17 protein-coding genes are annotated in these 23,904 nt (G+C 69.4%); 13 read left to right on the top strand and 4 right to left on the bottom strand.

Annotated elements, in window-relative coordinates:
• The first annotated feature begins 21 nt into the window (after positions 1 to 21).
• Positions 22 to 276 (top strand): hypothetical protein, encoded by a 255-nt coding sequence (locus QHF85_RS37645; RefSeq protein ID WP_281332248.1) that lies wholly within the window; start codon positions 22 to 24, stop codon positions 274 to 276.
• 314 nt (positions 277 to 590) lie between these two features.
• Here QHF85_RS37645 and QHF85_RS37640 read toward each other — a convergent pair whose 3' ends face one another.
• Together QHF85_RS37640 and QHF85_RS37635 are read right to left on the bottom strand one after the other, a co-directional pair.
• Positions 591 to 1,565 carry a quinone oxidoreductase gene (locus QHF85_RS37640; RefSeq protein ID WP_281332247.1) on the bottom strand — a complete coding sequence of 325 codons (975 nt, stop codon included), beginning with the start codon at positions 1,563 to 1,565 and terminating at the stop codon, positions 591 to 593.
• 23 nt (positions 1,566 to 1,588) lie between these two features.
• Positions 1,589 to 2,449, bottom strand: coding sequence for a PAS domain-containing protein (locus tag QHF85_RS37635; protein WP_281332246.1), 861 nt, complete (start codon positions 2,447 to 2,449; stop codon positions 1,589 to 1,591).
• 216 nt (positions 2,450 to 2,665) lie between these two features.
• Between QHF85_RS37635 and QHF85_RS37630 the strand changes: the two genes are divergently transcribed.
• The 6 genes from QHF85_RS37630 (at position 2,666) to QHF85_RS37605 (ending at position 12,290) form a co-directional block, all read left to right on the top strand.
• Positions 2,666 to 4,201, top strand: coding sequence for an NAD(P)/FAD-dependent oxidoreductase (locus tag QHF85_RS37630; protein ID WP_281332245.1), 1,536 nt, complete (start codon positions 2,666 to 2,668; stop codon positions 4,199 to 4,201).
• Between the two features lie 581 nt (positions 4,202 to 4,782).
• Positions 4,783 to 6,030, top strand: a complete 1,248-nt coding sequence (locus QHF85_RS37625; RefSeq protein WP_281332244.1) for a TolC family protein — start codon at positions 4,783 to 4,785, stop codon at positions 6,028 to 6,030.
• Entirely contained in the window at positions 6,027 to 7,100 is a 1,074-nt protein-coding gene (locus QHF85_RS37620) for an efflux RND transporter periplasmic adaptor subunit (protein WP_281332243.1), read from the top strand. Before QHF85_RS37625 ends, QHF85_RS37620 begins: the two co-directional genes overlap by 4 nt.
• Positions 7,097 to 10,234: a CusA/CzcA family heavy metal efflux RND transporter gene (locus tag QHF85_RS37615; protein WP_281332242.1), complete on the top strand. Its 3,138-nt coding sequence runs from the start codon at positions 7,097 to 7,099 to the stop codon at positions 10,232 to 10,234. The genes QHF85_RS37620 and QHF85_RS37615 overlap by 4 nt, the downstream gene beginning before the upstream one ends.
• Positions 10,231 to 10,923 (top strand): response regulator transcription factor, encoded by a 693-nt coding sequence (locus QHF85_RS37610; RefSeq protein ID WP_281332241.1) that lies wholly within the window; start codon positions 10,231 to 10,233, stop codon positions 10,921 to 10,923. Before QHF85_RS37615 ends, QHF85_RS37610 begins: the two co-directional genes overlap by 4 nt.
• Positions 10,920 to 12,290, top strand: a complete 1,371-nt coding sequence (locus QHF85_RS37605; protein ID WP_281332240.1) for a HAMP domain-containing sensor histidine kinase — start codon at positions 10,920 to 10,922, stop codon at positions 12,288 to 12,290. Before QHF85_RS37610 ends, QHF85_RS37605 begins: the two co-directional genes overlap by 4 nt.
• A gap of 345 nt (positions 12,291 to 12,635) precedes the next feature.
• Here QHF85_RS37605 and QHF85_RS37600 read toward each other — a convergent pair whose 3' ends face one another.
• Entirely contained in the window at positions 12,636 to 13,451 is an 816-nt protein-coding gene (locus QHF85_RS37600; protein ID WP_281332239.1) for a metallophosphoesterase, read from the bottom strand.
• Positions 13,452 to 13,592: 141 nt separating this feature from the next.
• Here QHF85_RS37600 and QHF85_RS37595 point away from each other — a divergent pair, with 141 nt between their 5' ends.
• From QHF85_RS37595 to QHF85_RS37580, 4 genes are all read left to right on the top strand, one after another.
• Positions 13,593 to 14,792, top strand: a complete 1,200-nt coding sequence (locus QHF85_RS37595; protein WP_281332238.1) for a glycosyltransferase — start codon at positions 13,593 to 13,595, stop codon at positions 14,790 to 14,792.
• A 192-nt stretch (positions 14,793 to 14,984) separates the two neighbouring features.
• A complete protein-coding gene (locus QHF85_RS37590) occupies positions 14,985 to 15,977 on the top strand; it encodes a PEGA domain-containing protein (RefSeq protein WP_281332237.1) in 993 nt (330 codons plus the stop codon).
• Between the two features lie 23 nt (positions 15,978 to 16,000).
• Complete coding sequence (locus tag QHF85_RS37585) at positions 16,001 to 16,411, top strand: hypothetical protein (RefSeq protein ID WP_281332236.1); 411 nt, start codon at positions 16,001 to 16,003, stop codon at positions 16,409 to 16,411.
• 19 nt (positions 16,412 to 16,430) lie between these two features.
• Positions 16,431 to 17,693, top strand: a complete 1,263-nt coding sequence (locus tag QHF85_RS37580) for a hypothetical protein (protein WP_281332235.1) — start codon at positions 16,431 to 16,433, stop codon at positions 17,691 to 17,693.
• 18 nt (positions 17,694 to 17,711) lie between these two features.
• Here QHF85_RS37580 and QHF85_RS37575 read toward each other — a convergent pair whose 3' ends face one another.
• A complete protein-coding gene (locus QHF85_RS37575; protein ID WP_281332234.1) occupies positions 17,712 to 19,577 on the bottom strand; it encodes a protein kinase in 1,866 nt (621 codons plus the stop codon).
• Between the two features lie 226 nt (positions 19,578 to 19,803).
• Between QHF85_RS37575 and QHF85_RS37570 the strand changes: the two genes are divergently transcribed.
• On the top strand, positions 19,804 to 22,209 hold the full coding sequence (locus QHF85_RS37570; protein ID WP_281332233.1) for an alkaline phosphatase PhoX: 2,406 nt from the start codon (positions 19,804 to 19,806) through the stop codon (positions 22,207 to 22,209).
• 4 nt (positions 22,210 to 22,213) lie between these two features.
• Complete coding sequence (locus QHF85_RS37565; RefSeq protein ID WP_281332232.1) at positions 22,214 to 23,893, top strand: hypothetical protein; 1,680 nt, start codon at positions 22,214 to 22,216, stop codon at positions 23,891 to 23,893.
• Positions 23,894 to 23,904 lie beyond the last annotated feature (11 nt).

The following is a 23,904-nucleotide window of genomic DNA, read 5'->3' as shown; positions in this document are numbered from 1 at the left end:
GGGCGATATAGAAGGCCCGCCATGGAAACCCCCTCGCCCTCGCCCCGCCCCTCGTCGTCCACACCCACGTCGAGGCCGACCGGCGGATCCACGGGCAAAATCCTCGTCGTCTTCATCGTGGTCACCTCCACCGCGATCGCCGGCACCATCGTGGCGATGCGCCTCTCGGTCCGCGCAAAGATGAACGCCGCCGCCGCCTCCGCGAGCGCCGCCGCCTCAGGCGCGCCGTCGGCAGGCCCAATTGCGCCGCGCCCCGCAGGCAGCGCAGCGCACTGAGGGGTGTTCCGCTCCGCAGCGTAGCGCCGGGGTTTCACCCCGGGCCCGACCAGGGGCTCTTCGCCCCTGGACCCGAACCAGGGCACAGCCCTGGACCTCTGGGCATCGACTGCGCGAAGCGCAGTCGATGCGGGGAGAATTTTTAAAGCTGTCCGCCCCCTCTTTGCAGGCCAGCCCTGGACCTCTGGGCATCGACTGCGCGAAGCGCAGTCGATGCGGGGGAAAATTTGGGTAGCTGTCCGCCCCCCTTTGCAGGGTACAGCCCTGGACCTCTGGTGCATCGACCGCAACGCGGTCGATGCAATGATTCGACCTCAAACCACCAGCACGAGCTTGCCGGTGCTCGCGCGCCCCGCGAGGTCGCGATGCGCCTCCGCCGCGTCTTCGAGCGGATACGTCTTGCCCACGATCACGCGCAGCCCGCCCTCCGCAGCCGCAGCGGCGAGCTCGGCGAGCGGCGGCGCGCAGAGCTCGCGACGCTTGACGAGCGGCGTCATGTAATACCCAGTGACGGTCAGGTTCTTGTGCATGAGCCCGATCGGCTCCACCGTGCCGCGCACGTCCGCGGTGGCGGCGCCAAACACGACCATCCGGCCCATCGGCGCGAGGCACGCGAGGCTCCGCTTGTACATCTCGGTGCCACCCAGCATTTCGAGCACGACGTCCACGCCATCCTTCACGGCCGAACGAATCTGCGTGGCGAAGTCGTCTTCCCGATAATTCACGACGAGGTCCGCGCCGAGCGATCGCACGAGATCCGCCTTCGCCGCCGAGCCCACCGTGCCCGCAACGAACGAAGCCCCGAGCCGCCGCGCAATCTGCACAGCGAGCGTCCCCACGCCGCCCGCCGCCGCGTGCACGAGCACCTTCTCCCCACGCGCGATCCTGCCCGAGAGCGTGAGCACGTGGTAGGCCGTGAGGCCCTGCACCGGCAAAGCCGCGGCCTGCTCGAAGGACAACCCCGCCGGGATCGGATAAACGCTGTACGCCGGCGCGACCATTCGCTCGGCATACGCCCCATCGCCGAGCGCCATCACCCGGTCGCCGACGCGGACATCGGTCACGCCGTCGCCGACCGCGAGCACCTCGCCCGCAGCTTCCATGCCCGGGATCGCCGGGAACGTGGGGCGGATGAAGTATTGCCCCTTCGTGAACATCGTGTCGGCGTAATTGAGGCCCACGGCACGGACGGCGAGGAGGACCTGGCCCGGCTTCGGCGCGGGCTCGGGCGCGTCCTCGACGCGGAGAACGTCGGGACCGCCGAGGGCATGAAATCGAATGGCTCGCATGGCGCGAGCCTAGCAGGAGGACGTCACCGCTGGCGAGGCGCTCGTAGCCCGAGCGCGTGCGACAGCGCCGCGGCGAGGCTCCCGAACGTGCGCAAGCTGCTCGTGTCGATCCCGAGCTCGACCATGGTCGAGGCGATGGCCGGCCGGATGCCCGACACGAGGCACTCGCTCCCGAGCAACCTCGCCGCGTGGACGAGCGAAAACACGTGCGACGCCGTATTCGTGTCGATGTCGGCCACGCCCGTCAAATCGAGGATCGTCACGCCCGCCGCCGATTGCACGATGGACTCGAGCAACTTGCCCATCATCATGGACGCGCGCCCGGCGTCGATCTGCCCGATGACGGGCAGGAGCAGGACGCCCTCGGCGACCTGCAGGATCGGCGCCGAGAGCGCCCGCACGGCCTCATTTTGCGCGTGGAGGGCCGCCTCGGCCTGGCGGCGCTCGGCCATTTCCTGCTCGAGCTCCCGATACCGCTCCTCGACCTCGTTCCGCGACGCGCGCAGCTCCGCCTCGAGCGCGTGCTGCTCGGTGACGTCGCGCGCCACGAAGTAAATGCGCTCCGCGGTCGGCACGCACGTCCAATGAATCCACCGGTAGGAATCGTCTTTGCAGCGATAACGATTCTTGAAGGTGAAGACCTCCGTCCCGCGGCCGAGGTCGGCCGCAGTCTCGATCGTTTTCGCCTGATCGTCCGGATGCACGAACGAAAGGAACGGAGACGCGCAGAGCTCGGCGCGGGTGTAGCCGAGCTTCTCCCAGGAGGGCGAGAGCTCCAGGAAATAACCTTCCTGATTGGCGATCCCCAGGAGATCGGGGGACAACTCGAAGAGGCGTCGATAAGGATCCTGCGCCGCTTCACCCGTTCGTAGCTCTTCCACCATTTCCGCCCATTCGCCCCCCGCTCATCTCCGGAAACCCCGCGATGCTAAGGCCGCGCTGGAAGGCCTGTCAAGGCGCCTCGCGCGCATGGAAGCTCGCGCGCGAGCGGAGTATGCCCGCCCCCTGGAGACCATGGCATCACCGTGGTCTCCACGCGTCTGCGGCATTCGTTTTCCTCGCCTCGGTCGACGACCGGGTGTACCCTTCCGCGCAGCATCATGGCCCCCACGCGACGCGCCCTCGTGATCGGAACCGGTACGGGCGGCCTCGCGTCCGCCGCCTTCCTCGCCAAGGACGGGTTCGACGTGCTCGCCCTCGACGCAGGCGCCGAGATCGGCGGCTACCTCGCCCCGTTCTCGCGGGACGGATTCGTCTTCGATCAGGGTCTGCACTACGTCGGCGCCTGCCGCCCCGGCCAGCTCGTGCACGAGGTCCTCCAGTCCCTCGGCGTGGACGCCAGCGAGCTCTTCTGCGAGCTCGATCCCGACGCATTCGACCTTTATCGATTTCCCGACCTCGACATCCGCGTTTGTCGGCCCCTCGCCGCCTACCGCGAGCGCCTCGGCGCCCTCTTCCCGGACGAGGCGAAGGGCCTCCGCCATTTCTTCGGTCTGCTCGACGGCGCCGCGCGGATGCACGACGCGCTCGCCCGAGGGATCCTCGGTCGCCCCGTCCTCACCGATCTGGTCGCACTCACGGGCGTGCCGGCGCTCTTGAACTGGAGCCAGCGGCCCCTGCGCGAGCTCATCGAGCAAAGCACCTCCGACGAACGCCTGCGCGCAGTGCTCGCCGGCCAATCCGGCGCCTGGGCCCTGCCGCCCTCGCGCGTGGTCGGGCTCGCAGCGCTGCTCTACATGGCCCATTTCAGCGACGGAGCGTTTTTCCCGCGCGGCGGCGGCGGAGGCCTGCGCGACGCACTCGTGCGCGCGGCCGAAGCAAAAGGCGCGCAGTTCCGCACACGCGCCCTCGTCGAGCGAATCGAAACCGAGCGCGGCCGCGTCACAGGCGTCGTCCTCGCAGGAGGCGAGCGAATCGAGGCCGACATCGTGGTCTCCGCCGTCGATCCCACGATCACCCTGGGCCGCCTCGTCCCCGCGGCAGACCTGCCGACCTCGCTCCGGCGCAAGGCGGCCGTGATCGAGCCCTCGATGGCGGTATTCCAGATATGGCTCGGCCTGCGCCGCGACGTGCGCGCCTACGGGCTCGGCGCGCAAAACATCTGGCTGTATCCGTCCTACGACGTCGAGGAAGGTTTTTCCTCGCGATTCACAGGAAAACTCCCGCCGCGGCCCATGCTGTTCGTCTCGCCGACCTCGCTCAAGGATACGAGCGGCGCGCTCGCGCCCGAAGGCGGCTCGTCACTCGTCGTGCTCACGTACGTGCCACACGCGCGCTTCCGCAAGTGGCAATCGCTCCCCGAGGCCGAGCGCGGGCCCGCGTACGCAGCCTATCGCGACGAGCTCGCGCAGTGGATGCTGAAGGAGCTCGACGCGCGCTATCCAGGGCTCGTCGGCGACGTGGTCGTGCAGGCCTACGGCACGCCCCTCACAGCCGCAGATCGAACGCGCGCGACAGCAGGAGCACCTTTCGGCCCGGCAATGACGCTCTCGCAATGGGGCCCCAAAGGATTCCGCACGCGCACGCCAGTCACAGGCCTGTTCCTCGCAGGCTCGGGCGTCTTCGGCGGCGGCGTGGCGCCGTGCCTTCTTTCGGGGCTCGCAGCGTCGTTTCTGGCGAAGCTATCGCCGCGGTGATTCGGGAGGCGCCGCGCCGGGGCTCTGCCCCGGGCCCCGCGGGGGCTGTTCGCCCCTCGACCCGAACCAGGGCCAGCCCTGGACCTCTGGGCATCGACTGCGCGAAGCGCAGTCGATGCGGGGAGAGTTTTTAAGCTGTCCGCCCCCTCTTTGCAAGGCCAGCCCTGGACCTCTGGGCATCGACTGCGCGAAGCGCAGTCGATGCGGGGAAGGTTTTTAAGCTGTCCGCCCCCTCTTTGCAGGGCCAGCCCTGGACCTCAGGGGGAAGAACTGCGCTCCGCGCAGTTCTTCCCACAGGCCGGTGGTATCGCCTTGCCCGTTGAACCGTCAGCGCTGCCGTCTTGGCTGGCAGGATCGCCCGTGGTCTTGACCTGGCCCGTTCGATGAACTGCGCATCGCGCAGTTCATCGACCCCGAGTCCAGCGCTTGCGCTGGTCCAGGTCCAGGGGCGGATAGCCCCTGGTGGGGCCTGGGGCAACGCCCCAGCGAGGCGCCCCCCAGTGAGAACCGCGCCGCCTTTCTGAGAGTTCTCTCAGGATCCCCTCAGGATCTTGCCTGGGGCGCGGCGCTAGGGTCCGCGCATGAGCTCCTGGCTCGCGCTTCCGCTCGCTGCGAACGTCGTGCTCGCGGCTACGACGCCTGCGAAGACACTCTCGTTTGATGAGGCCATCGGCCTGTCCGTTGCCACGCCCGATGTGCGTGGCGCCGAGCGCGCCGTGGCCACGAAACATGCGCTCGGTGCACGCATCTCGGGGATGACGGAGAACCCGCAGATCTACGTTCAGCCGGGGTTCCGTGTGTTGCCCACGCCAAACCAGGGCGTGGAGATCCAGGCGAGCGTGACGCAATCGTGGAACCTCGCGGGGTTGTCCTCGGCTCGCAAGGCGGCGGCGCGGGCCGAGGAAGACGAGCTCTCGGCAGGGGCGCGTGCGCTCGCGTTGACGCAGCGGCTCGAGGCGGCGCGGGCTTGGATCGACCTGTGGGCGGCTGAGCACGTGCTCGAGGTGGCCACGCGGGAAGCGGCGCTTGCTGGGGAGTTTGCGCGGCTCGTGGAGAAGGCGGCGCAGGCCTCGGCGGCGACGAAGGCGGATGGGGCCGATGCGCGCGCTTACCACGCGGAGGCGCGGCTTGGGGTGATTGGGGCTGAGGGCGAGGTGTTCGAGCGTGGGCTCGGGCTCGCGCGGGTGATCGCTGCGGGCGTGGATCCGATCGGCGCGCGCGGGGATTTGCCGGTGCCTGCGCTGCCGTCGGGGGTGGGCCTGCGTGAGGCTTTGAAGCGCGCGGCGGCGCTCCCCGCGGTGCAGCAAAAGGCGCTCGCGGCGCGCGTCGAGCGGGCGCGCGAGGCCGAGGAGCGGGCTGCGCGTGGGACGTCGCTCTCCGTGGGCGTGTATGTGCAGCGTGATTCGCCTGGCGGGTTCGTGGGGTATGGCGCCGTTGGCCTCACGCTCCCGGTCTTCGATCGCGGTGAGCGTGAGCGCAGCGTGCCTGCTGCGCGCGCGGCGCAGCTCGAAGGGGAGATGAAGCGCGAGGCGGCGAATGCTTCGACTGACGTGGCGATGGGGATCCACGAGGTCGAGCACACGCAGGACATCGTGGACACGATCTCCGGCGCGATCTTGCCGGCGCTCACGGAGGGGCTCGCGGCGCGGGTGCGGCTCTTCGAAGCGGGCGAGGGGACGATGCTGGAGGTCCTCTCTGCGCGCAGGAACGTCGCGGCTGCGCAGGCGCGGCTCGAGCGGGCGCGCGCGGCGAATGCGTGGGCGCGCGTGAAACTTTGGCTCTGGCTCTCGGCGATGGACGACGGGAAGAAGCAGGAGAAGGCGCGATGAAGGCGCGAGGGATCGGGTTTGTCGTGGTGGCGCTCTTCCTCACCGCGTGCGCGCGCCCCGAGGTGGCGCCCGAGCCGGCTGCGGATGTGGGCCCGAAGAGCGCGGAGACGCCGTGGGTCGCGGCGCGTGCGCCGGGCGGGCTTTCTTTGCTCGAAGCGCCGGCCGAGCTCGTGCCGCCCGCGGGGGCCAGGGGCGCGGTGGTGCCGTCGTTCTCGGCGCGGATCACGAAGGTCCACGTGGAGCACGGCGAGCGCGTCGACGAGGGCGCTCCGATTGCGGACGTCGTGATGCCGGAGGTCGCGCGCGCGGCGGGCGCGTTTGCGGCGGCGGGTACGCGGATCGGCGCGCATGGCAAGCGCAAGGCGCAGCTCGAAGCGCTCCGGAAGGATGGGCTCGCGAAGCTCGCGGAGATCGCCGAGGTCGAGGGCGCGCTCGCGGACGCGTCGGCTGCGCAGCAGATGGCGCTCGCGACGCTGAAGATCGCGGGGCTCGGGCCGAAGGACGTCGCCGCGCTCGTGAGCTCGGGCGGCCTCGTCACGTTGAAGAGCCCGGTCGGGGGTGTGGTGACCGAGCTCGACGCGGCGCTCGGCGAGTCGCGCGAGCCCACGGGCGCGCCGATCGCGCGGATCGAGGGCGCGGGTGCGGCGCGGGTCGAGGCGCGGTTCTCGCAGCGGCCGCCGCCGGGCGCGCGATTCGTCTTCGTGGCCCCGCTCGGACAAACCACGGCGCTCACGCTCCTCAGCGAGGCGCCGAGCACGAACGGGCGCGATGGGTCGGTGGCCGCTTGGTTCAAGCCCGCGGAGACGATCGGCTTGCCGCATGGAACGCTGGGGAAGGTGCGCGTCTCGCCCGATCCGGGCGGCACTGCTGTGGCGATCCCCGCGGCGGCGGTGACGCTCCGGGACGGCGTGGCCGTGGTGTTCTCCCGAAAAACCGGCGCTCCGCTCTCGGTGAAGGTGCTGTCGAGCTCCGGGGCCGACGCGCTCGTCGAGGGGGATCTGCGACCTGGGGACGAGGTGGCCGCCGACGCGTCGCGCGCGCTGCCCACAGCCGGAGGCGACGTCGATTGATCCCCGCACTCGTACAACTCTCGATCCGGCATCGGGTCCTCGTCGTGGTGGCGACGCTCGTCCTCGCCGTCGTGGGGGCCTTTCTCGGGCGGCGTCTCGAGCTCGACGCGCTGCCGGACATCACGAACAACCAGGTGCTCGTCTTGACGAACGCGCCTGGCCTCACGCCCGAGGAGGTCGAGCGGCAGGTCACGCGGCCGATCGAGCTCGCGATCGGCGGGCTGCCGGGCCTCGAAGAGCACCGTAGTTTGTCGCGGTACGGGATCTCGTCGGTCACGATCGTCTTCGACGACGCGGTGGATCCGTGGCGCGCGCGGCAGATGGTCTCGGAGCGCATCGGCGCGGTCGCGGGCTCGCTGCCGCCCGGCGTGAGCGCGCCCGAGCTCGGGCCGGTGACGGGCGGGCTCGGCGAGATCTTTCATTTCACGTTGAGCTCGCCGTCGCGCACACTCGCGGAGCTCTACGAGCTCTCGTCGACGCGTGTCGCGCCGCGCCTCCGCGCGGTGCCGGGCGTGGTGGAGGTGAACCCCTGGGGCGGCGAGCGGCGCACGATCGAGGTCGTGGCCGATCCGGCGCGGCTCTCGCAGCGGCACATGACGCTCGGCGCGCTGCGCGAGGCGCTCGAACGATCGACCGGCAGCGCGCCCGGGGCGAGCTTGCCGCTCGGCCGTGGACAGGCCTTGCTCCGCGCCGTCGCGCGGCCGAAGGATCCTTCCGAGCTCGGACACGCGATCGTCTCGCCGCTCGATCAGGAAGGGCGTGCGGTGCGCGTCTCGGACGTGGCGGAGCTCCACGTGGGGGGCCTGCCGCGGATCGGCGCGGCGACGGCCGACGGCCGCGGCGAGGTCGTTTACGTGATGGTGCAGATGCTCCGGGGCGACAACGCGCTCGACGTGATGGACAGGCTCCACGCGGAGATGCCTGCCGTGCGCGCGGCGCTGCCCGAGGACGTGTCGATCCAGCTCGTGTACGATCGGAGCCACCTCGTCGGCAGCACGCTGCGCACCGTGGGCAAGAGCCTGCTCGAGGGAGGCCTGCTCGTCGGCGTGGTGCTGTTCGCGATGCTCGGCAGCGTGCGCGCGGGGCTGCTCGTGGCCTCGGCGATCCCGCTCTCGATGCTGGGGGCGCTCTCGGGCATGGTGGCGCTCGGGATCCCGGGCAACCTGATGAGCCTCGGCGCCATCGATTTCGGCCTCGTCGTGGACGGCGCGGTCGTGATGGTCGAGCACCTCTTCCACGCCTCGCAGAAGGGGAGCGCGCCGGCGGGTGGACCCGAACGCACGTCGTGGGTGAGCCGCGTCAGCGCCGAGGTCGCGAGCCCCGTGTTCTTCTCGGTGCTGATCATCCTGATCGTCTACCTGCCGGTGCTCACGATGACGGGCGTCGACGGGAAGATGTTCCGGCCGATGGCGCTCACCGTGGTATTCGCGTTGTTCACGTCGCTCGTCCTGTCGCTCACGTACGTGCCCGCAGCGATGAGCCTCGTGCTCCGCCAGAAGGACGTTCCGGCGCGGGATCCGTGGCTCGTGCGGATGATCGATCGGATCTACGGGCCCACGCTTTCGTTCGTGGTCAAACGTCCCGTCCTCGTGGCCGCGAGCGCGCTCGCGCTCTTCGCGGCCGGCGTCGTGCTCTACGCGCGCGCGGGCAGCGAGCTCGCGCCGCAGCTCGACGAGGGGGATCTCGTGGTGCAGACGACGCGCGCCCCGGACATCAGCCTGGAGACGGCGATCGTCGAGGCGGGCAAGCTCGAAGCCGCGGCGCGGAAGGTGCCCGAGGTCGTGCAGGTCGTCTCGCGCGTGGGCAGCCCCGCGGTCGCGACGGACATCATGGGCCTCGAACAGGCGGACGTGTTCCTCACGCTCGCGCCGCGGGACAAGTGGAGGCCGGGGCTCGAGCGCGAGGCGCTGATCGAGGAGATCCGGCGCGCGATCGACGCGGCCTCGCCGGGCGCGGATCCGTCGTTCACGCAGCCGATCCAGATGCGGTTCAACGAGCTGCTCGGCGGGGCGGTCTCGGACGTGGCCGTGAGCATCTACGGCGCGGATCTCGCCGTCCTGCGAGAGCTCGCGGAGAAGATCGCAGCCGAGATCGCGGCCGAGAAGGGCGCGGCAGACGTGAAGGTGCTGGCGCCGCCGGACGTGTCGCTCCTCGAGGTCGAGCCGAAGGCGCTCGAAGCGTCGCTCGTGGGCCTCGGCGTCGGCGATGTGCTCGACGCCGTGCAGGCCGTGCGCAGCGGCATCGAGGTCGGCGCGACGTACGACGGGGCGATCCGGATCCCGGTGGTCTTGCGGATCGGGGGCGCGGCGGGCGCGTTCGATCTGCCGAACCTGAGCTTGCCGACGGCGTCGGGCGGGCTCGTGCCGCTCGCGCGCGTGGCGAAGGTCGAGACGCTCCCGACGCCGGGCCTCGTGAGCCGCAAGGACGGCGAGCGTCGCATCGTGGTGGGCTTCAACGTGCGCGGCGCGGATCTCGGCGATCTCGTGGCGCGGGCCCGGGCGCGCGTGGACAAGGCCGTCGCTGCGCCGCGTGGCTACAGGCTCGTCTGGGGCGGGCAATACGAGACGTTCCAGGAGGCCTCGCGGCGCCTGCTCGTCGTGGTGCCGGCCGCGGTGGCGCTCATCCTGGCCGCGCTCTTCGCCGCGTTTCGCAAGGTGAAACCGATGCTCGTGATCTTCACGAACGTGCCGTTCGCCTGCGTCGGCGGCATGGTGGCGCTCACGATCCGCGGCATGCCGGTGTCGATCTCCGCAGCCGTCGGGTTCATCGCGCTCTCGGGCGTGGCTGTGCTGAACGGCGTGGTGCTGCTCTCGCGCGTGCTCGCGAACGAGGCCGCGGGGCAGGATCCCGCGGCGGCGGCGGAGAGCGCGGCGCGGGCGCGCGCGCGGCCGGTGCTGATGACGGCGCTCGTCGCGGCGCTCGGATTCGTGCCCATGATGCTTGCGCGCGGCGCCGGTTCCGAGGTGCAGCGGCCGCTCGCGACCGTGGTCGTGGGCGGGCTCGTGACCTCGACGCTGCTCACGCTGCTCATCGTGCCGAGCTTGTACGGCTGGATCGGCCGCGGGCGCCGCGGCGTTCCGGCAGCGCAGCCTTCCCCGCCGGAGGGTCCGTCCGGCGCTACGATGGCGGCGTGAAGCTCTTCGTGGTGGAGGACGAGGCCAAGATGGCCCGCCTGCTCGAGCGAGGCCTCCGCGAGGAGGGCCATCAGGTCGACCTCGCGGCGAGCGGCACCGAGGCGCTCGAGCAGGGCCTCGGGGTCGTCTACGACGTCATCATCCTCGACTGGTCGCTGCCGGGGATGGACGGCGTCTCGCTGCTCCGGCGGTGGCGCGAGCGCGGGCTCAAGACGCCGGTCCTTTTGCTGACGGCGCGCGGGACCGTGGGCGAACGCGTGACGGGCCTGCGGGCCGGCGCGGACGATTACCTGGTCAAACCCTTCGATTTCGAGGAGCTCGTGGCGCGCCTGGAGGCGCTGCACCGGCGCGGGGCGGGGCACGAGGCGCTGACGCGGCTCGGGCCGATCACGCTCGACGCGCGTCGCCGGGTGATCGGGCGGGACGGCGCCGAGGAGAGCCTGACGGCGCGGGAGTATGCGCTCTTGTCGGAGCTCGCGGGCCACGTGGGGGAGACGCTGACGCGGACGGAGCTGCTCGGCACGGTGTGGGGGACGGGGTTCGACGGAGCGCCGAACGTGGTCGACGTCTACGTGGGGTATTTGCGGAGCAAGCTGCGGAGCCTCTGCGGCGATGTGGTGACGATCCAGGCCGTGCGAGGCGTGGGGTATCGGCTGGTCGTGGCGAAGCCGCCGAGGAGCGAATCGTGAGGGTCCGGGCGCGGCTCGTCCTTTTCGGGGCGGCGCTGCCGTCGCTCGCGCTCGTGCTCGCGGTGGGCGTGGCGGGCGTCGTGTTCCGCGGGAGCCTGCTCGGCTCGCTGGATCGCGCGCTGCTCGCGCAGGCGGCGGTGGAGAGCGTGAGCCTCTTCGACGGTCCGACGGGCGCGCCGCACGTGCACCTCGGCAAATCGCCGCTCGCCGACGACGTGCGCTCGTTCGTGCCGACGGCGGGGCTCTACGACGAGGCGGGCAAGCTCGTCGCGCATTTTCCCGAGAATGGCGTGGCCCCCGATCGGCCTTCGGCGGACGTGGGCGCGGAGGGGCCGCGCCTCTTCTCGCATCGTGCCTCGGACGGGCGCTTGATGCGTTCGCTCGTGGTGGCCGTGCGCGCGCCGTGGGGCGAGCCGTACGTGCTCACGCTGGAGAGCTCGCTCGCGGAGATCGACGCGACGATGCGGCTCTACTGGCAAGCGACGCTCGGGCTCGTGGCCACGGCGGCGGCGCTCCTGTTTTTCTTGCAATGGGTGCAAGCGGGCCGGATGAGCCGGCGCATCGGCGACATGACCGCGCAGCTCCCGGAGCTTCGCGGCGGCGCGCTCGCGTGGCGCCTGCCCCCGGATCCGACGGGCGACGAGATCGCGGATCTGCGCGTCGCGCTGGCGGAGGCGATGGAGCGGCTGCGGGCGGCGCGGGACGCGCAGGAGCGGCTGATCGCGAATGCGGCGCACGAGCTTCGGACACCGCTCGGATTGATGCGCACGGAGATGGACCTCGCCTTGCGCAAGGAGCGGAGCGCGGAGGAGCTGCGGGAGGCGCTCGCCGGGGCGCGCGGCGAGGTGACGCGATTGACGAACCTGGCGGCGCGGCTGCTCGATCTCGCGGCGCTCGGGAAGGTGACCTGGGAGGCGAAGGCGGGCGATCTTTCGGCCGTCGTACGGGAAGCGGCGGAGGCGTGTGAAGGGGAGGCGGAGGCGCGGGGCCTTCGGCTCACGTTATCGCTGCCGGAGGAGGCGCCGGCCGCGTTCGAGGCGCAGACGGCGCGGCAGGCGATCGACAATTTGCTGTCGAACGCCATGGCGTACGCGCCGCGTGGGACGACGATCGCGGTGGGGATCGAGGCGGCGGGCGAGGCCATTCGGATCTCGGTGGAGGACGAGGGCGAAGGGATCCAGGCCGAGGAAGCGGAGCACATCTTCGAGCCGTTTTACCGAGGATCCAAGGCGAAGCAGGGGCAGGGGGCGGGGCTCGGGTTGTCGATCGTGCGCGAGATTGCGCGGCGGCACGGGGGGAAGGTGTATCTCGCGCCGAAAGAGGGGCGCGGGGCGCGGTTTGTCCTGGAAATGCCTCGGCAGGGGTGACGGACTCGGAGCCGCTGCGCTGGGGCTTTGCCCCAGGCCCCACCCGGGGCTGTCCGCCCCGGGACCCGGACCAGCGCAAGCGCTGGACTCGGGGTCGATGAACTGCGCGGTGCGCAGTTCATCGAACGGGCCAGGTCAAGACCACGGGCGACCTTGCCAACCGAGACAGCCGCGCTGACGGTTCAACGGGCAACGCGGTGGCAACCGGCCTGTGGGAAGAACTGCGCATCGCGCAGTTCTTCCCCCTGAGGTCCAGGGCTGGCCCTGGTTCGGGTCGAGGGGCGAACAGCCCCCGCGGGGCCCGGGGCAGCGCCCCGGCGCGGCGGTACCAGAACCTGGACGACGTCAAGCTGCCAGGGCTACGTCGGTCTCGGGCAGCAGTCGCCCGTGCGTCGCCCGATAAAGACGCACCGTCGTCTCCCCATCCACCACCGCTTCGGCGCCGAACACGCGCGGTGAGGCGCCTGCCCGGATCGATCGATTCTCCGATCGATGCGCGTGTCCATGGGCCACGTAGAGCCGCTCGCAGCGCGCGAGCAGCGCGTCCATGGCCTCGGGCGCTTGCAATCCGTCGATCCAGTGCCACGCGGCGATCGCGTGCCTGCCCGGCGGGTGATGTTGCGCCGAGAGGACCACCTTCCAGGCGAAATGGGGGTCGTCCGCGAGCCGGCCGAGCCGTTCGAGGGCGCCTTGCTCGATCAGGCCACTCGATCGGGTCACGGGCAAGGGCACGGCCGTCGAGACGGGGACGATGAGCGCGTCCCGGAGCTCGGTCATGGCGCCGGGTCGGCTCGTCCTCGCATAGGCGCGGAGCGGGCCTTCGAGGGCGCGCGCAAACGCTCGTCCGTCGTCATAGAGATCGTGATTGCCGGGGACGAGCGTCACGCGCTCCGGCGCGAGCCTGCTCTCGGAGAGCACCTCCGCGAGCACCTCGAACTGCGAGGAAACGCCGTCCTCCGTGAGGTCACCGGTGATGATCACGTGGTCGGCGTCCGTCATGCGCGCGCGTACGAGCGCATCGAGCGCGCGCTCGCGCCGGCGACGCGCGCACGGCGATCGGCCGAACGTCAAATAACGCAGCCTCCACCGCTCCATTCCGCTGCGGCTGTCGTGGCGATCTTCGAGCAAATGCAGATCCGTCACATGCGCAATCCGCGTCATGGAGCGCGAGCATGCACGGCCAAGTTGACGATCCTGCGACGGCCATGAAAAACCTCCGCGAAAGCTCCGTCGTCAATCTTCACGCGAGCAGACACCAGAATGTGACGAACGATCGCTAGCGTGCCGTCCCGAGGTGAAACGATGAAGAGCACGCTGGTGGCGCTCCTCGCCGGGGGGGCCCTCTCGTCGATCGTGATGACCGTGGCCTCGCAATGGGCCGCGCTTCGCATTCTGGGTCGGGCTCCCGGGCGGGAGCGGCCGACGCCGCCCATCACGATCTTGAAGCCGCTGAAGGGCGTGGACGATGGGCTGCGGGAAAACCTACTCTCCTTCGCGTTGCAGCAATACCCGGCGTACGAGGTTCTCCTCGGCGCGGAGGACTCGGAGGACCCGGCGCTCGCCGTGGCGCGCGAGGTGATGGGGCGCTTTCCCGACGCGCCGTTCTCGATCCTCCATTGCCCGCGCCGGACGGGTCTGAACCCCAAGGTCAGCATCCTCGAAGCGCTCGTGGCTCGCGCGCGTCACGAACACGTCCTCATCTCGGACTCGAACGTGCGCGTCGGGCCGGGGTATCTGAAGGCGATGGCGGCCGAGCTCGCGGATCCGCGCGTGGGGCTCGTGACGAGCGTCATCGTCGGCTCGGGGGAAAGCAGCCTCGGGGCCGCGCTGGAGAACTTGCACTTGAACTCGTTCATCGTGCGCTCGACGCTCTCGGCGAAGGTATTTTTGGGGCACGCGTGCGTGATCGGGAAATCGATGCTGCTGCGGCGCGGCGATCTCGCCGCCGTGGGCGGCTTCGCCTCGGTGCGGGACGTGCTGGCCGAGGATTATCTGCTCGGGAAAGCGTTTCAGGAGGCGGGCTTTCGTGTCGCCGTGTCGACGGAGCCGGTGCGAACCGTGAACGAACGCTGGCGCCTCGATCGGTTCGTGAGTCGGCACGTCCGCTGGACACAAATGCGGAGGCGCGTGCACCTCGGATCGTACTGGGTCGAGCCGCTCTTCAATCCCGTCCCGCTGCTCTTCTTGCTCTCCCTCGTGGCCGGCGGCGCGCTCGGCTGGGCGGCGCTGCTCGGCGTGGCGCTGAAGATGGGGCTCGATGCGGCGCTCTGGTCACGAATGCGTGGCGAGCGGATGTCGTGGCGGTGCGTCTGTCTCGTGCCGTTCAAGGACGTGCTGGCCACGTGGACGTGGGTCGTCGGGGGAATCCGGCGCACGGTGGATTGGCGGGGCAACCGGATGCGTATCGGGGAGGGCACGCGGCTCGAGCCAATCGAGGTGAGCACGAAGGGGAACGAGCAAGCGGAGGTCGCACCGATGGTCGATCGCCGATGGGCTGCGTGAACCGCGCCGATTTGTAGGGAGCCTGCCGTGGGCACGAAACCCGAGGATCTTCGAATGAAACGGTCGCGCGACGGTCTCGTGACAATCGCGTGAAATTCGCCCGAGGACAGGGACGCGGGTCGAGCCGGTCTTGAAGTTTCCGTGATCGTTCATCTACCCTGAACGAACCACCCCGGAAGCGTCTGGACCTCGATGCGATCCTCGATATTCATTGCCATCCCCTGCGCCCTGAGCCTGGCGCTCGCGGCCCCGGCCGCGCTCGCCGCCGGCCCGAAAAAGCAGCCCACCAAGGAGGAGATGCAGGAAGCGCAGCGCCGCTACCAGCGCGGCCGTGAGCTTTACGAGGACAATGATTTCACGGCGGCGCTCGTCGAGATCCGCCGCGCGTACGAACTCGCGCCGAGCTACAAGCTCCTGTTCGACATCGGGCAGATCTGTTATCAGCTCCCGGATTATCCCTGCGCGCTCCGCAGCTTCAAGCAATACCTCGACGAGGGCGGCGGCGACATCAACCCGCAGCGCCGCTCCGAGGTCGAAAACGACGTCCGGAAGCTCGAAGGCCGCGTCGCGACGCTCGAGATCACGACGACCCGGCCCGGCGCCGAGATCCTCGTGGATGACGTGGTCGTCGGCAAGACCCCGCTCGACGCGCCCGTCATCGTCGGCGCGGGCAAACGCAAGGTGACGGCGCGCGTGCAGGGCGCCGAGCCGGTGACCCGGGTCATCGAGGTGGCAGGAACCGACGTCGTCGACCTCGCGCTCGACCTGGGCGCCGGGAGCGCGGCGGCGCCTTCCTCCGGCGACGGGACGGCCGTGCCGGGCGCGGGCCAATCTGGGGGAGACGAAGGTGGGGGACGCAAAGTGCCGGTCGTGCCCTGGGTCATCACGGGCGCGCTCGCCGTTGGTACGAGCATCGTCGGAGGCCTCGCGCTGAGCGCCAGCTCCGAATACCGGAGCCAGCTTGATACATTCGGCACAACCCGCCCAACCCTCGACGAATCCCACGGCGAAATGAGGACGCTCGCCATTGCGACGGACGTCCTGCTCGGCGCCACGGCAGTCGCGGGCGTGACTTCGTTGATCCTCACGCTCACGGCCGGGCCGAAGGGCCCCGCGAAGGCCGCGCTCGCCCCTGTCCATGTCGACGTGGGTCCAGGCGGCGTGTGGATCAAGGGCACTTTCTGATCGGCGCTCGCACGGGAACGAACATGAAAGAGAACAACGCCACCTCGCCGCGTCGTCGCGGTCACCCTCCCGCCTATGGCTGGCTCCTCGCGGCCGTCGCGTTCCTGGCCATGGCGGCCCTCGCGGGCGCCTGCAACCTCATCGTCGAGGGCGCGACGGATCAGTGCACGGCAGACGCCGATTGCAGCAAATTCGGCAATGGCTCGGTGTGTCGGGAGGGCGTGTGCGTCCTTCCGGGCGGATCGAGCTCGAGCAGCGGCTCGGGCGGCTCGGGCGGCGGGGAAGCGTGTTTCTCCGGCGAGCCCACGAACGACGAGCAGTTCCTCAACAAATGCACCGACGCCACGTGCGTCGATTTCGACAACTGCGCCCGTCTCGGGCTCTGCAATGGCGCCGCGTTGCCCTCGCTCGTCGAGCCCACCCCCGTTCCTTGAGTCTTCCCGAGGCATCGTCATGAACGAGATTCGATTCCCCAGAACGAAGACCATGCGTCATTTCGGGGCCGCGCTCGCCCTCGGCCTCGCGGCGACGCTCGTGGCGGAGGGCGCGTCCGCCGTTCCCACGAAAAACTGCTTCGACGCCGTCGATCGGCCCAAGGTCGTCTACGTCGCCGGATCGAGCGCGGTGAGCGGCTTCCTCGGCGTCATCCAGGGTATCCTCGCGGCCGAGGCATCGCCGTATACCATCGTGTATCAGTCGCAGGGCTCCTGCACGGGCGTCGCGGCCGTCTACTCCGAGGACGCCGCCCTGCGGGTCATCAAGGACATCCCGGCCGCCGGCGGCAAACCCGCGAACTACGCCAAATTCTACAACGCCGACGGCACGACCGAAGAGTGCTTCCTCGATGCGGCCGGCAATACCGTCGACGTCGGCGTCTCCGACGTCTACGCCGGCACCTGCGATTTTCCGATGGCGCCCTCCGGTGTCCAGATTGCCGATTACCAGGGCCCGATCCAGCCGATGACGTTCGTGGTCCCGGCGCTCTCGACGCAGAAGTCCATCAGCGCCGAGGCGGCGTACATGCTCTTCGGCACGGGCGGCCACATGGGGGCCGCCGCGCCGTGGACGGACCCTACCTATTATTTCGTGCGGAATGCGAGCTCCGGCACGCAGCAGATGATCGCGCGCGCCATCAACGTGCCCGCCGACAAGTGGTGGGGAAAGGATCGTGGCGGATCGAGCGCCGTGCGCGATGGGCTCAAGATCCTGCTCGACCAATCCCTCGCCGAGCAGGCGATCGGCATTCTCTCGACGGACGTCGCGGACGACGCGCGCGCCGATGTGCGCATCCTCGCGTTCAAGGCGTTCGGGCAGAGCTGCGGATATTATCCGGATTCGACGCCGTTCCTCTACGACAAACGGAACGTGCGCGACGGGCACTACCCGATCTGGGGCCCGCTTCATTTCTACACCCGCGTCAGCGCGGGCATTCCGAGCGAGCAGGCGGGCGCACTCGTGACCCGCTTCGCCGCGCCCAAGCTCTCGGACACGCTCGTCGAGGCGATCACGAAAAAGCACCTCGTCCCCAAGTGCGCGATGCGCGTCGACCGCTCCACGGAGATGGGCCCGCTGAAGACGTACACGACCGACTCGCGCTGCGATTGCTTCTTCGAGGAGCTCGTCAACGGAAAGACGAGCTGCCAGACCTGCACCCAGTCCTCGGAGTGCCCTTCCAGCGCCCCCGCCTGCAGCTACGGGTATTGCGAGACGCCGTGAGCGCCGCGCTCGGCGCGATCACCAGGGATTCTGGCCGTCGCCGAGCGAGCGCTTTTTCCCCGTCGCCGTGGTCGCCGGCGCGGCCGCATTGAACGGATCACCATCGCCGAGCTTGCGCTTGGCGCGGGCGCTGCTCGTCGCGGCGGGCGCCTGCGTCGGGGGCGGCGTGGGCGCCGCGGCCGGCTCCTCGGGGAGCTCTTCCGTCGTCGTATGGCTCGCCTGCGCCGCGCCGCTCTTCGGCTCCAGCACGAGCTCGATTTTCGCGTCCTTGTCGAATGTGACGATCTGCGCCGCCGAACGATGATCCCGCGCCTCCGCGTGGACGCGGTGGCTGGCACCATCCGCGGGGAATTTGCCGGTGAAGGGGTTCGTCGGCAGGTGCGCGCCATCGAGGAAAATCTCCGCTGTGGCCGGGATCGCGCGCACCTTGATCTCCACCATCGCCGCCGCCTGGGGCGCGTTTGTCGGGGTTAGGGTCGTTCCGACGGGCGCGGCCGACGTCGCCGGCTGCGGGGCCGCCTCCGCCTGCGTGGCCTCGGCCGACGTCGACGCCGCATTCTGGGCGGGCGTCCTCGATTGCAAGAACACGAACGCGCCGATCGCCGCCGCGAAGACGATCGCGGCGCCCAGGATCATGCTCCCTCGGTTCGACGCCGGGGCCGCCACGTGCGCTGTCGCTTCGGGCCGCTGCGAGAGCGACGCCCCGGGAGGCAAGCTGTTCGTCCCTGAAATGTGCGCGTTCGATCCCGTCTGGTGTTTCGGGTTCGATCCCGAGCCGTTCAGGCTGTGACGCCCGGAACCTCCCAGATTCGGGATGCTCAGCGAATCGGGGGCCGCGTCGGGCGGGCCCGCGACGTCGGGGATCGCAAGCCGCTCCCCCGATTGCTGCGCCTTCAGTTTGCCTATCTGCTGGTCGATCACCTTCCGGATGTCGGCGCGTTTGTCCCCGAACGCGCCCATCACGTACCGGCCCACGTCCTCACTCGAGACCCGCGGCTGCGCTCGGTCCAGATAGGCGAGGATGTCCGCTCGCATCTCGGCCGCCGTCGCGTATCGATCGGCCGGATCCCGCGCCATCGCTCTGGCGCAGATTCGATCGATTTCCTCGGGCGCGTTCGGGTTCACGTCGTGGACGCGGGGAAACTCTCCCATCGCGAGCCTGTGGAGCACCTCGATGTCCGAGGCTTTGTCCCAGAGCTTGCGGCCCGTGGCGATTTCCCAGAGCACGATTCCGAGCACGAAGACGTCCGCGCGCCGATCGAGCGGCTTGCACCGCGCCTGCTCGGGGGCCATGTAGCCGACCTTGCCCTTGACGATGCCGGTGCGGGTCTCGCCCGAGCGTACCTCGGATTTCGCGATGCCGAAGTCGAGGATCTTCGTGTGCCCGTCGTACGTGACGAGGACGTTGTGCGGGCTCGCGTCGCGGTGGACGATGTGGAGGGGCGTGCCGTCGTAGTCGGTGAGCTCGTGCGCATAATGCAGCCCCGCGAGCGCGTCCGCCACGATACGGAAGAGCAGCCCGGGCGGCGGAGGGTCCTTCTTCGCGCGGCTGATGATGCGGTTGAACGGCTGGCCTTCGAGGTACTCCATGGCCATGAAGTATTCCCCGTCGGACTCGCTGACCTCGAACGTCTGCACGACGTTCGGGTGGGTGAGCCGCGCCGCGAGCCGCGCCTCGTCGAGGAACATCTCGACGTGATCGGGATCCTCGACGTAATCGCGCCGGAGCCGCTTCACGACCTGCAGCTTGTTGAAGCCGGCCGGGCCGGGGACGACCGCGAGGTAAACGTCCGCCATTCCGCCATGACCGAGGCTCGCGATGAACCTGTACTTGCCTATGCTCGAATCACCGTCGTGGTGGGACAGGGGCGGGGCAGCAGACACGGAGGCATGATCCGATCGTTGCGCTCATGAAGCAAGCACGATTGCGGGGTCAAAGTTTTTCTCCGTGTCCGTGTGCTTGTCACACGATCGTTACATGAATGTCGACGAATTGAAACGCGCGTGTGCGTCACGCAATCGTGACAGGGCCCACGCCGCGCCGCAACGGAGACGCGTCACCCTCGCGCGCGCTCGTTCCACACGGAACGTACAAGCGAGGTGCTTGCGAATGAAACGAATGATCGCTGGAGTCGGGCCGCGCCAACTCTTCACGCTCGCGAGCGCCGGTGTGCTGCTCGCCGCAGCGCTCGGCGCCTGCGGGAGCGACGGCAAAGACGGCGTGGCGGGTCGAGACGGCAAGGACGGGCAGGACGGCGCAGAAGGGCCGCAAGGCGAACCGGGGTCGCAAGGCGAACCGGGGGCCCCGGGAGAATCGGGTCCACAAGGCGAACCGGGGTCCCAAGGGCCGCAAGGCGAGCCCGGCGCGCCCGGGGAGCCGGGGGCGGAGGGGCCCGCGGGGCAGCCCGGCATCACGTGGCCCGATCCTTCGCGGCCGCTCTCCGGAATGGTCGCGCTCTCGTTCATGGATGACCTCGGCACGGGCGCGACGGATCTCGGCCAGTACGTGCGGACGCGCGTGGATCAGGTCGCGAAGGGCACATTGCCGCCCGGCGTGCAGTTCCCGCTGGCCAACGCGGCGACCGATAGCGTACGCGCGATCGCGGGCCTCTCGGGGAACGTGGTCGCGGCCTGGCTCGATCCCCTCACGTTCGATCAGAGCCACGCGGCGCCGAGGTTTGGCGCGAATAACGATTACATCGCGTTCTTCGGAGACGGCTGGAGCGATGTCGCGGGCGCCGCGCCGCAATGGAACGGCAGCGGGGCCTCAGGCTGGATGTGGGTCAACCACGAATACATCTCGAACACCTGGCCGACCTCGACGACGGCGCCGACGGGGCAACACCTCACGCTCGCGACGTACCTCCGATCGATGGATGTGCTCACGAACGACGTGACCTCGAACGAATGGTCGGACGCGAGCCGTGTGATCCACGCGCAGGAGTCGAAGCGGCAGAACGGCGGCTCGTGGTTCCACGTGGTGCAGGATCCGGCCTCGGGCGAATGGGAGGTCGATCGCGGGGCGAAGGCGGTGCGGTACGACGCGACGAGCCGTACGCTGCTGCACCTCACGGGCATCGGGGCGCTGGCAGGCGATCACGACGATCAGGGCAATGCATTGCCCGCCGGCGTCGTCAGCGGCATCATGGGCGATTGCTCCGGAGGACAAACCCCCTGGGGCACGGTGATCACTGCGGAGGAGAACGTCCAGGATTATTACGGCGATCTCGAGGTCTTCTGGACCAGCGAGCAGAAGCTCGTCCTCGGGGCCGGCGCCGATCCCGGCGGGCCGATCACGTTCGACACGAAGGCGAGCCCCACGAGCGAATACGGCATGTCCCCCGATCCGCTGACGCACCACGCGCGGGATCTCTATGGGTACCTCGTGGAGATCGATCCGGGGCAGCCGGAAGGTGAATACGAGGGTAAAACCACGAAAGGCGTGGGGCACAAGAAGCTCGGCGCGATGGGCCGCGCGCGATGGGAGAACGCCACGTTCGCGGTCGACGCGCAGTGGAAGCTCGTGCCGAACCAGCGCATCGTCGTCTACGCCGGGGACGATCGCCGGAGCGGTCGCATTTTCAAGTTTGTCTCGAAGGACCCGTACACGGCCGGGATGACGAAGGCGGAGACGCGCGCGCTCCTCGACGAGGGCTCGCTCTACGTCGCGCATTTTGCGGGCCTCGACAGCACGACCGGCGTCACGATGCTCGCCACGGGGCAGGCGCCGACGGAGGCGCAGCCGGGGACGGGGCAATGGATCCACCTCAGCACGACGAGCACGGCAATCGCGCCGAACGCGGCCGCGGTCGGCGAGCCCGGCAAGACGGTTGGCGCCGCGTTGATGGATATCGACTACAATGGCCTCGGCGGCTTCCCGAGCGACGATGACGTGCGCCGCGCGCTCTTCACGGCCTGCGCGAAGGTCGGCATCATGGAGCTGAATCGCCCCGAGGACGTCGAGTACAACCCGAAAGATCCGAGCGGCAAGCCGCGGCTCTACGTGGCCTTCACGAACCACGGCCGCAAGACGCAGCTCGATCAGCAAGGGAAGCTCATTGCTCCTGGCGAGCACGACACGATCTCGCCGAAGCGCCCCGACGCGGTCGGAAACATCTTCGCATTCCAGGAGGCAAACCCGGCCGATCCGGGCGCGTCGACGTCCTTCACGTTCTTCCGCGTCTGGGCCGGCACGAAGGCCGCGGGGCCGTACGACGCGGCGAACCCGGACAACCTCGTCATCGATCGGGAGGGCGGCGTCTGGTTCGGCACAGATGGCAATTTCGGCACGAACAAGACCTCCGACGCCATTTACTTCCTCGACATCGATCCGGCGCACGCGGCGGGGCAGCCTGGCGTCGTCGCGGCGACGTTTGGCAAGGCGTTCCGCGTCCTCGCCGTGCCGAGCGACGCCGAAGCCACGGGGCCGGCGCTCGGTCCGGACATGCGAACGCTTTTCGTGAGCGTGCAGCATCCGGGCGAGAGCGTCTGGAGCGTCTGGCCGAACGGAGGTTGATTCCATGAAGAGGACGCACGAAGCACGCCCGAAAGATTGGCTCACCGTCGCGCTTGCGTTGTGCCTAGCGGCGGCTTCGTGCGGCCGCCGCGAGGAGCGCGGCGCCGAGGCCGGATACGACCCGCTCGCGCGCGCCCGCGAGGCCGCGGGACGCGTGAACAACCCCGAGGCCTCGGTGCCGCCGCTTTGTTATACCAAGACGAACAGCACTTCCAATCCATGCTGGGTCTGCCACACGAGCGCGCACGGCCCGAACACGCGCTCGGACTGGGAGCTCCAGGCAGAGTATTCGTTCTCCGAGGCGGCGCAAAAGAATCACTACGAAAACCTCTTCGTCGATCGGCGGGCCGACATCGCGTCCATCTCGGACGAGGAGATTCTCCGGTACGTCCGCGAGGACAACTATGGACCGCTCCGGCGCGCGCTCGCCGGGGCGACGGGGTTCGAGGGCCACGTGCCGGACCTCGATCTCGAACGTGGCTTCGATGAGCAGGGGTTCGCGAAGGACGGGAGTGGCTATCGCGCCGTGCGGTACAAGCCTTTCCCCGGCGCATTCTGGCCGACGAACGGGAGCACCGACGACGTCTTCATCCGCTTGCCCGAGCCCTTCCGCAGGGACACGCAGGGCGCCGCGTCCCGCGCGATCTACGCGATCAACCTGTCGCTGCTCGAAGTCGTGATCGCGTCGGATCCGGATGCTCCGCCGGATCGAATCGATCGCGAGATCGAGCCCGTCGACGAGCGCCTGCTCGATTTCGACCTCGACGGCGACGGGGCCCTCTCGCCCGGCGTCACCCGCGTGCGTCGGTTGCCGAAAACCTACGCCGGCGGCGCGTCGAACGTCCCCGTCGAGCGTGGGCTTTATCCACGCGGCGTCGAGTTCCTGCATTCGGTCCGTTACCTGGATCCCGACGTGAAAGGGTTCACCGCGCGGCGAATGAAAGAGCTACGGTACGCGAAAAAGGTCCTCTCGCCCGATCGATGGGCGCGCCTGCGGGCACAAGAGAAAGAGCAGGACGAAAAGGACGAGGGGCTCCTGCCGGTGTATGCGGGATCGGCGACGAGCGGGCTGCGGAATGCGTTTGGCTGGCAGCTCCAGGGGTTCATCGAGGACGAGGCCGGGCGGCTGCGGCTCTCGACGGAGGAGGAGCATCGGTTCTGCATGGGCTGCCATTCGAATCTCGGCGTGACGGTCGATCAAACGTTCTCGTTCGCTCGCAAGGTGCCCGGCGAGGCGGGGTGGCGGGTACAAGACATCCACGGAATCCCCGACGTCCCGCAGCTCGGCCACGCGGAGCCCGAGGCGCTCGTGTACCTCCGGCGCGTCGGCGGCGGCGACGAGCTGCGGGCAAACGACGAAATGACGGCGCGGTTCTTCGCGGGCGGCGCGCTCGCCGAGGCCGAGGTGCGACGCGCGGCCCCCGGGGGGGATCGAGATCTGGCCTTTCTCCTGCTCCCGTCGCGCGCGCGGGCGCTCGCCCTCGACAAGGCCTATCGCGTGCTCGTGCGCGGGCAGCGCTTCGATCTCGGTCGAGATGCGCTGCCCACGCCCGCCGTGAACGTGCATGCCACCATCACGAATACGTTGACAGGGCTCGGAGAGGCGAATCGAGTGTACAGGGACGGCCGATTGCGTCTCGATTGGGGGGCGACTGCCCCGAGCTCGAGGGGAGGATCTCGATGAGGTCGCGCCGG

The organism is Polyangium sp. 6x1 (genome assembly GCF_029946515.1).
Taxonomy (GTDB): domain Bacteria; phylum Myxococcota_A; class Polyangia; order Polyangiales; family Polyangiaceae; genus Polyangium.
This window is presented reverse-complemented; position numbering and strand designations above follow the sequence as displayed.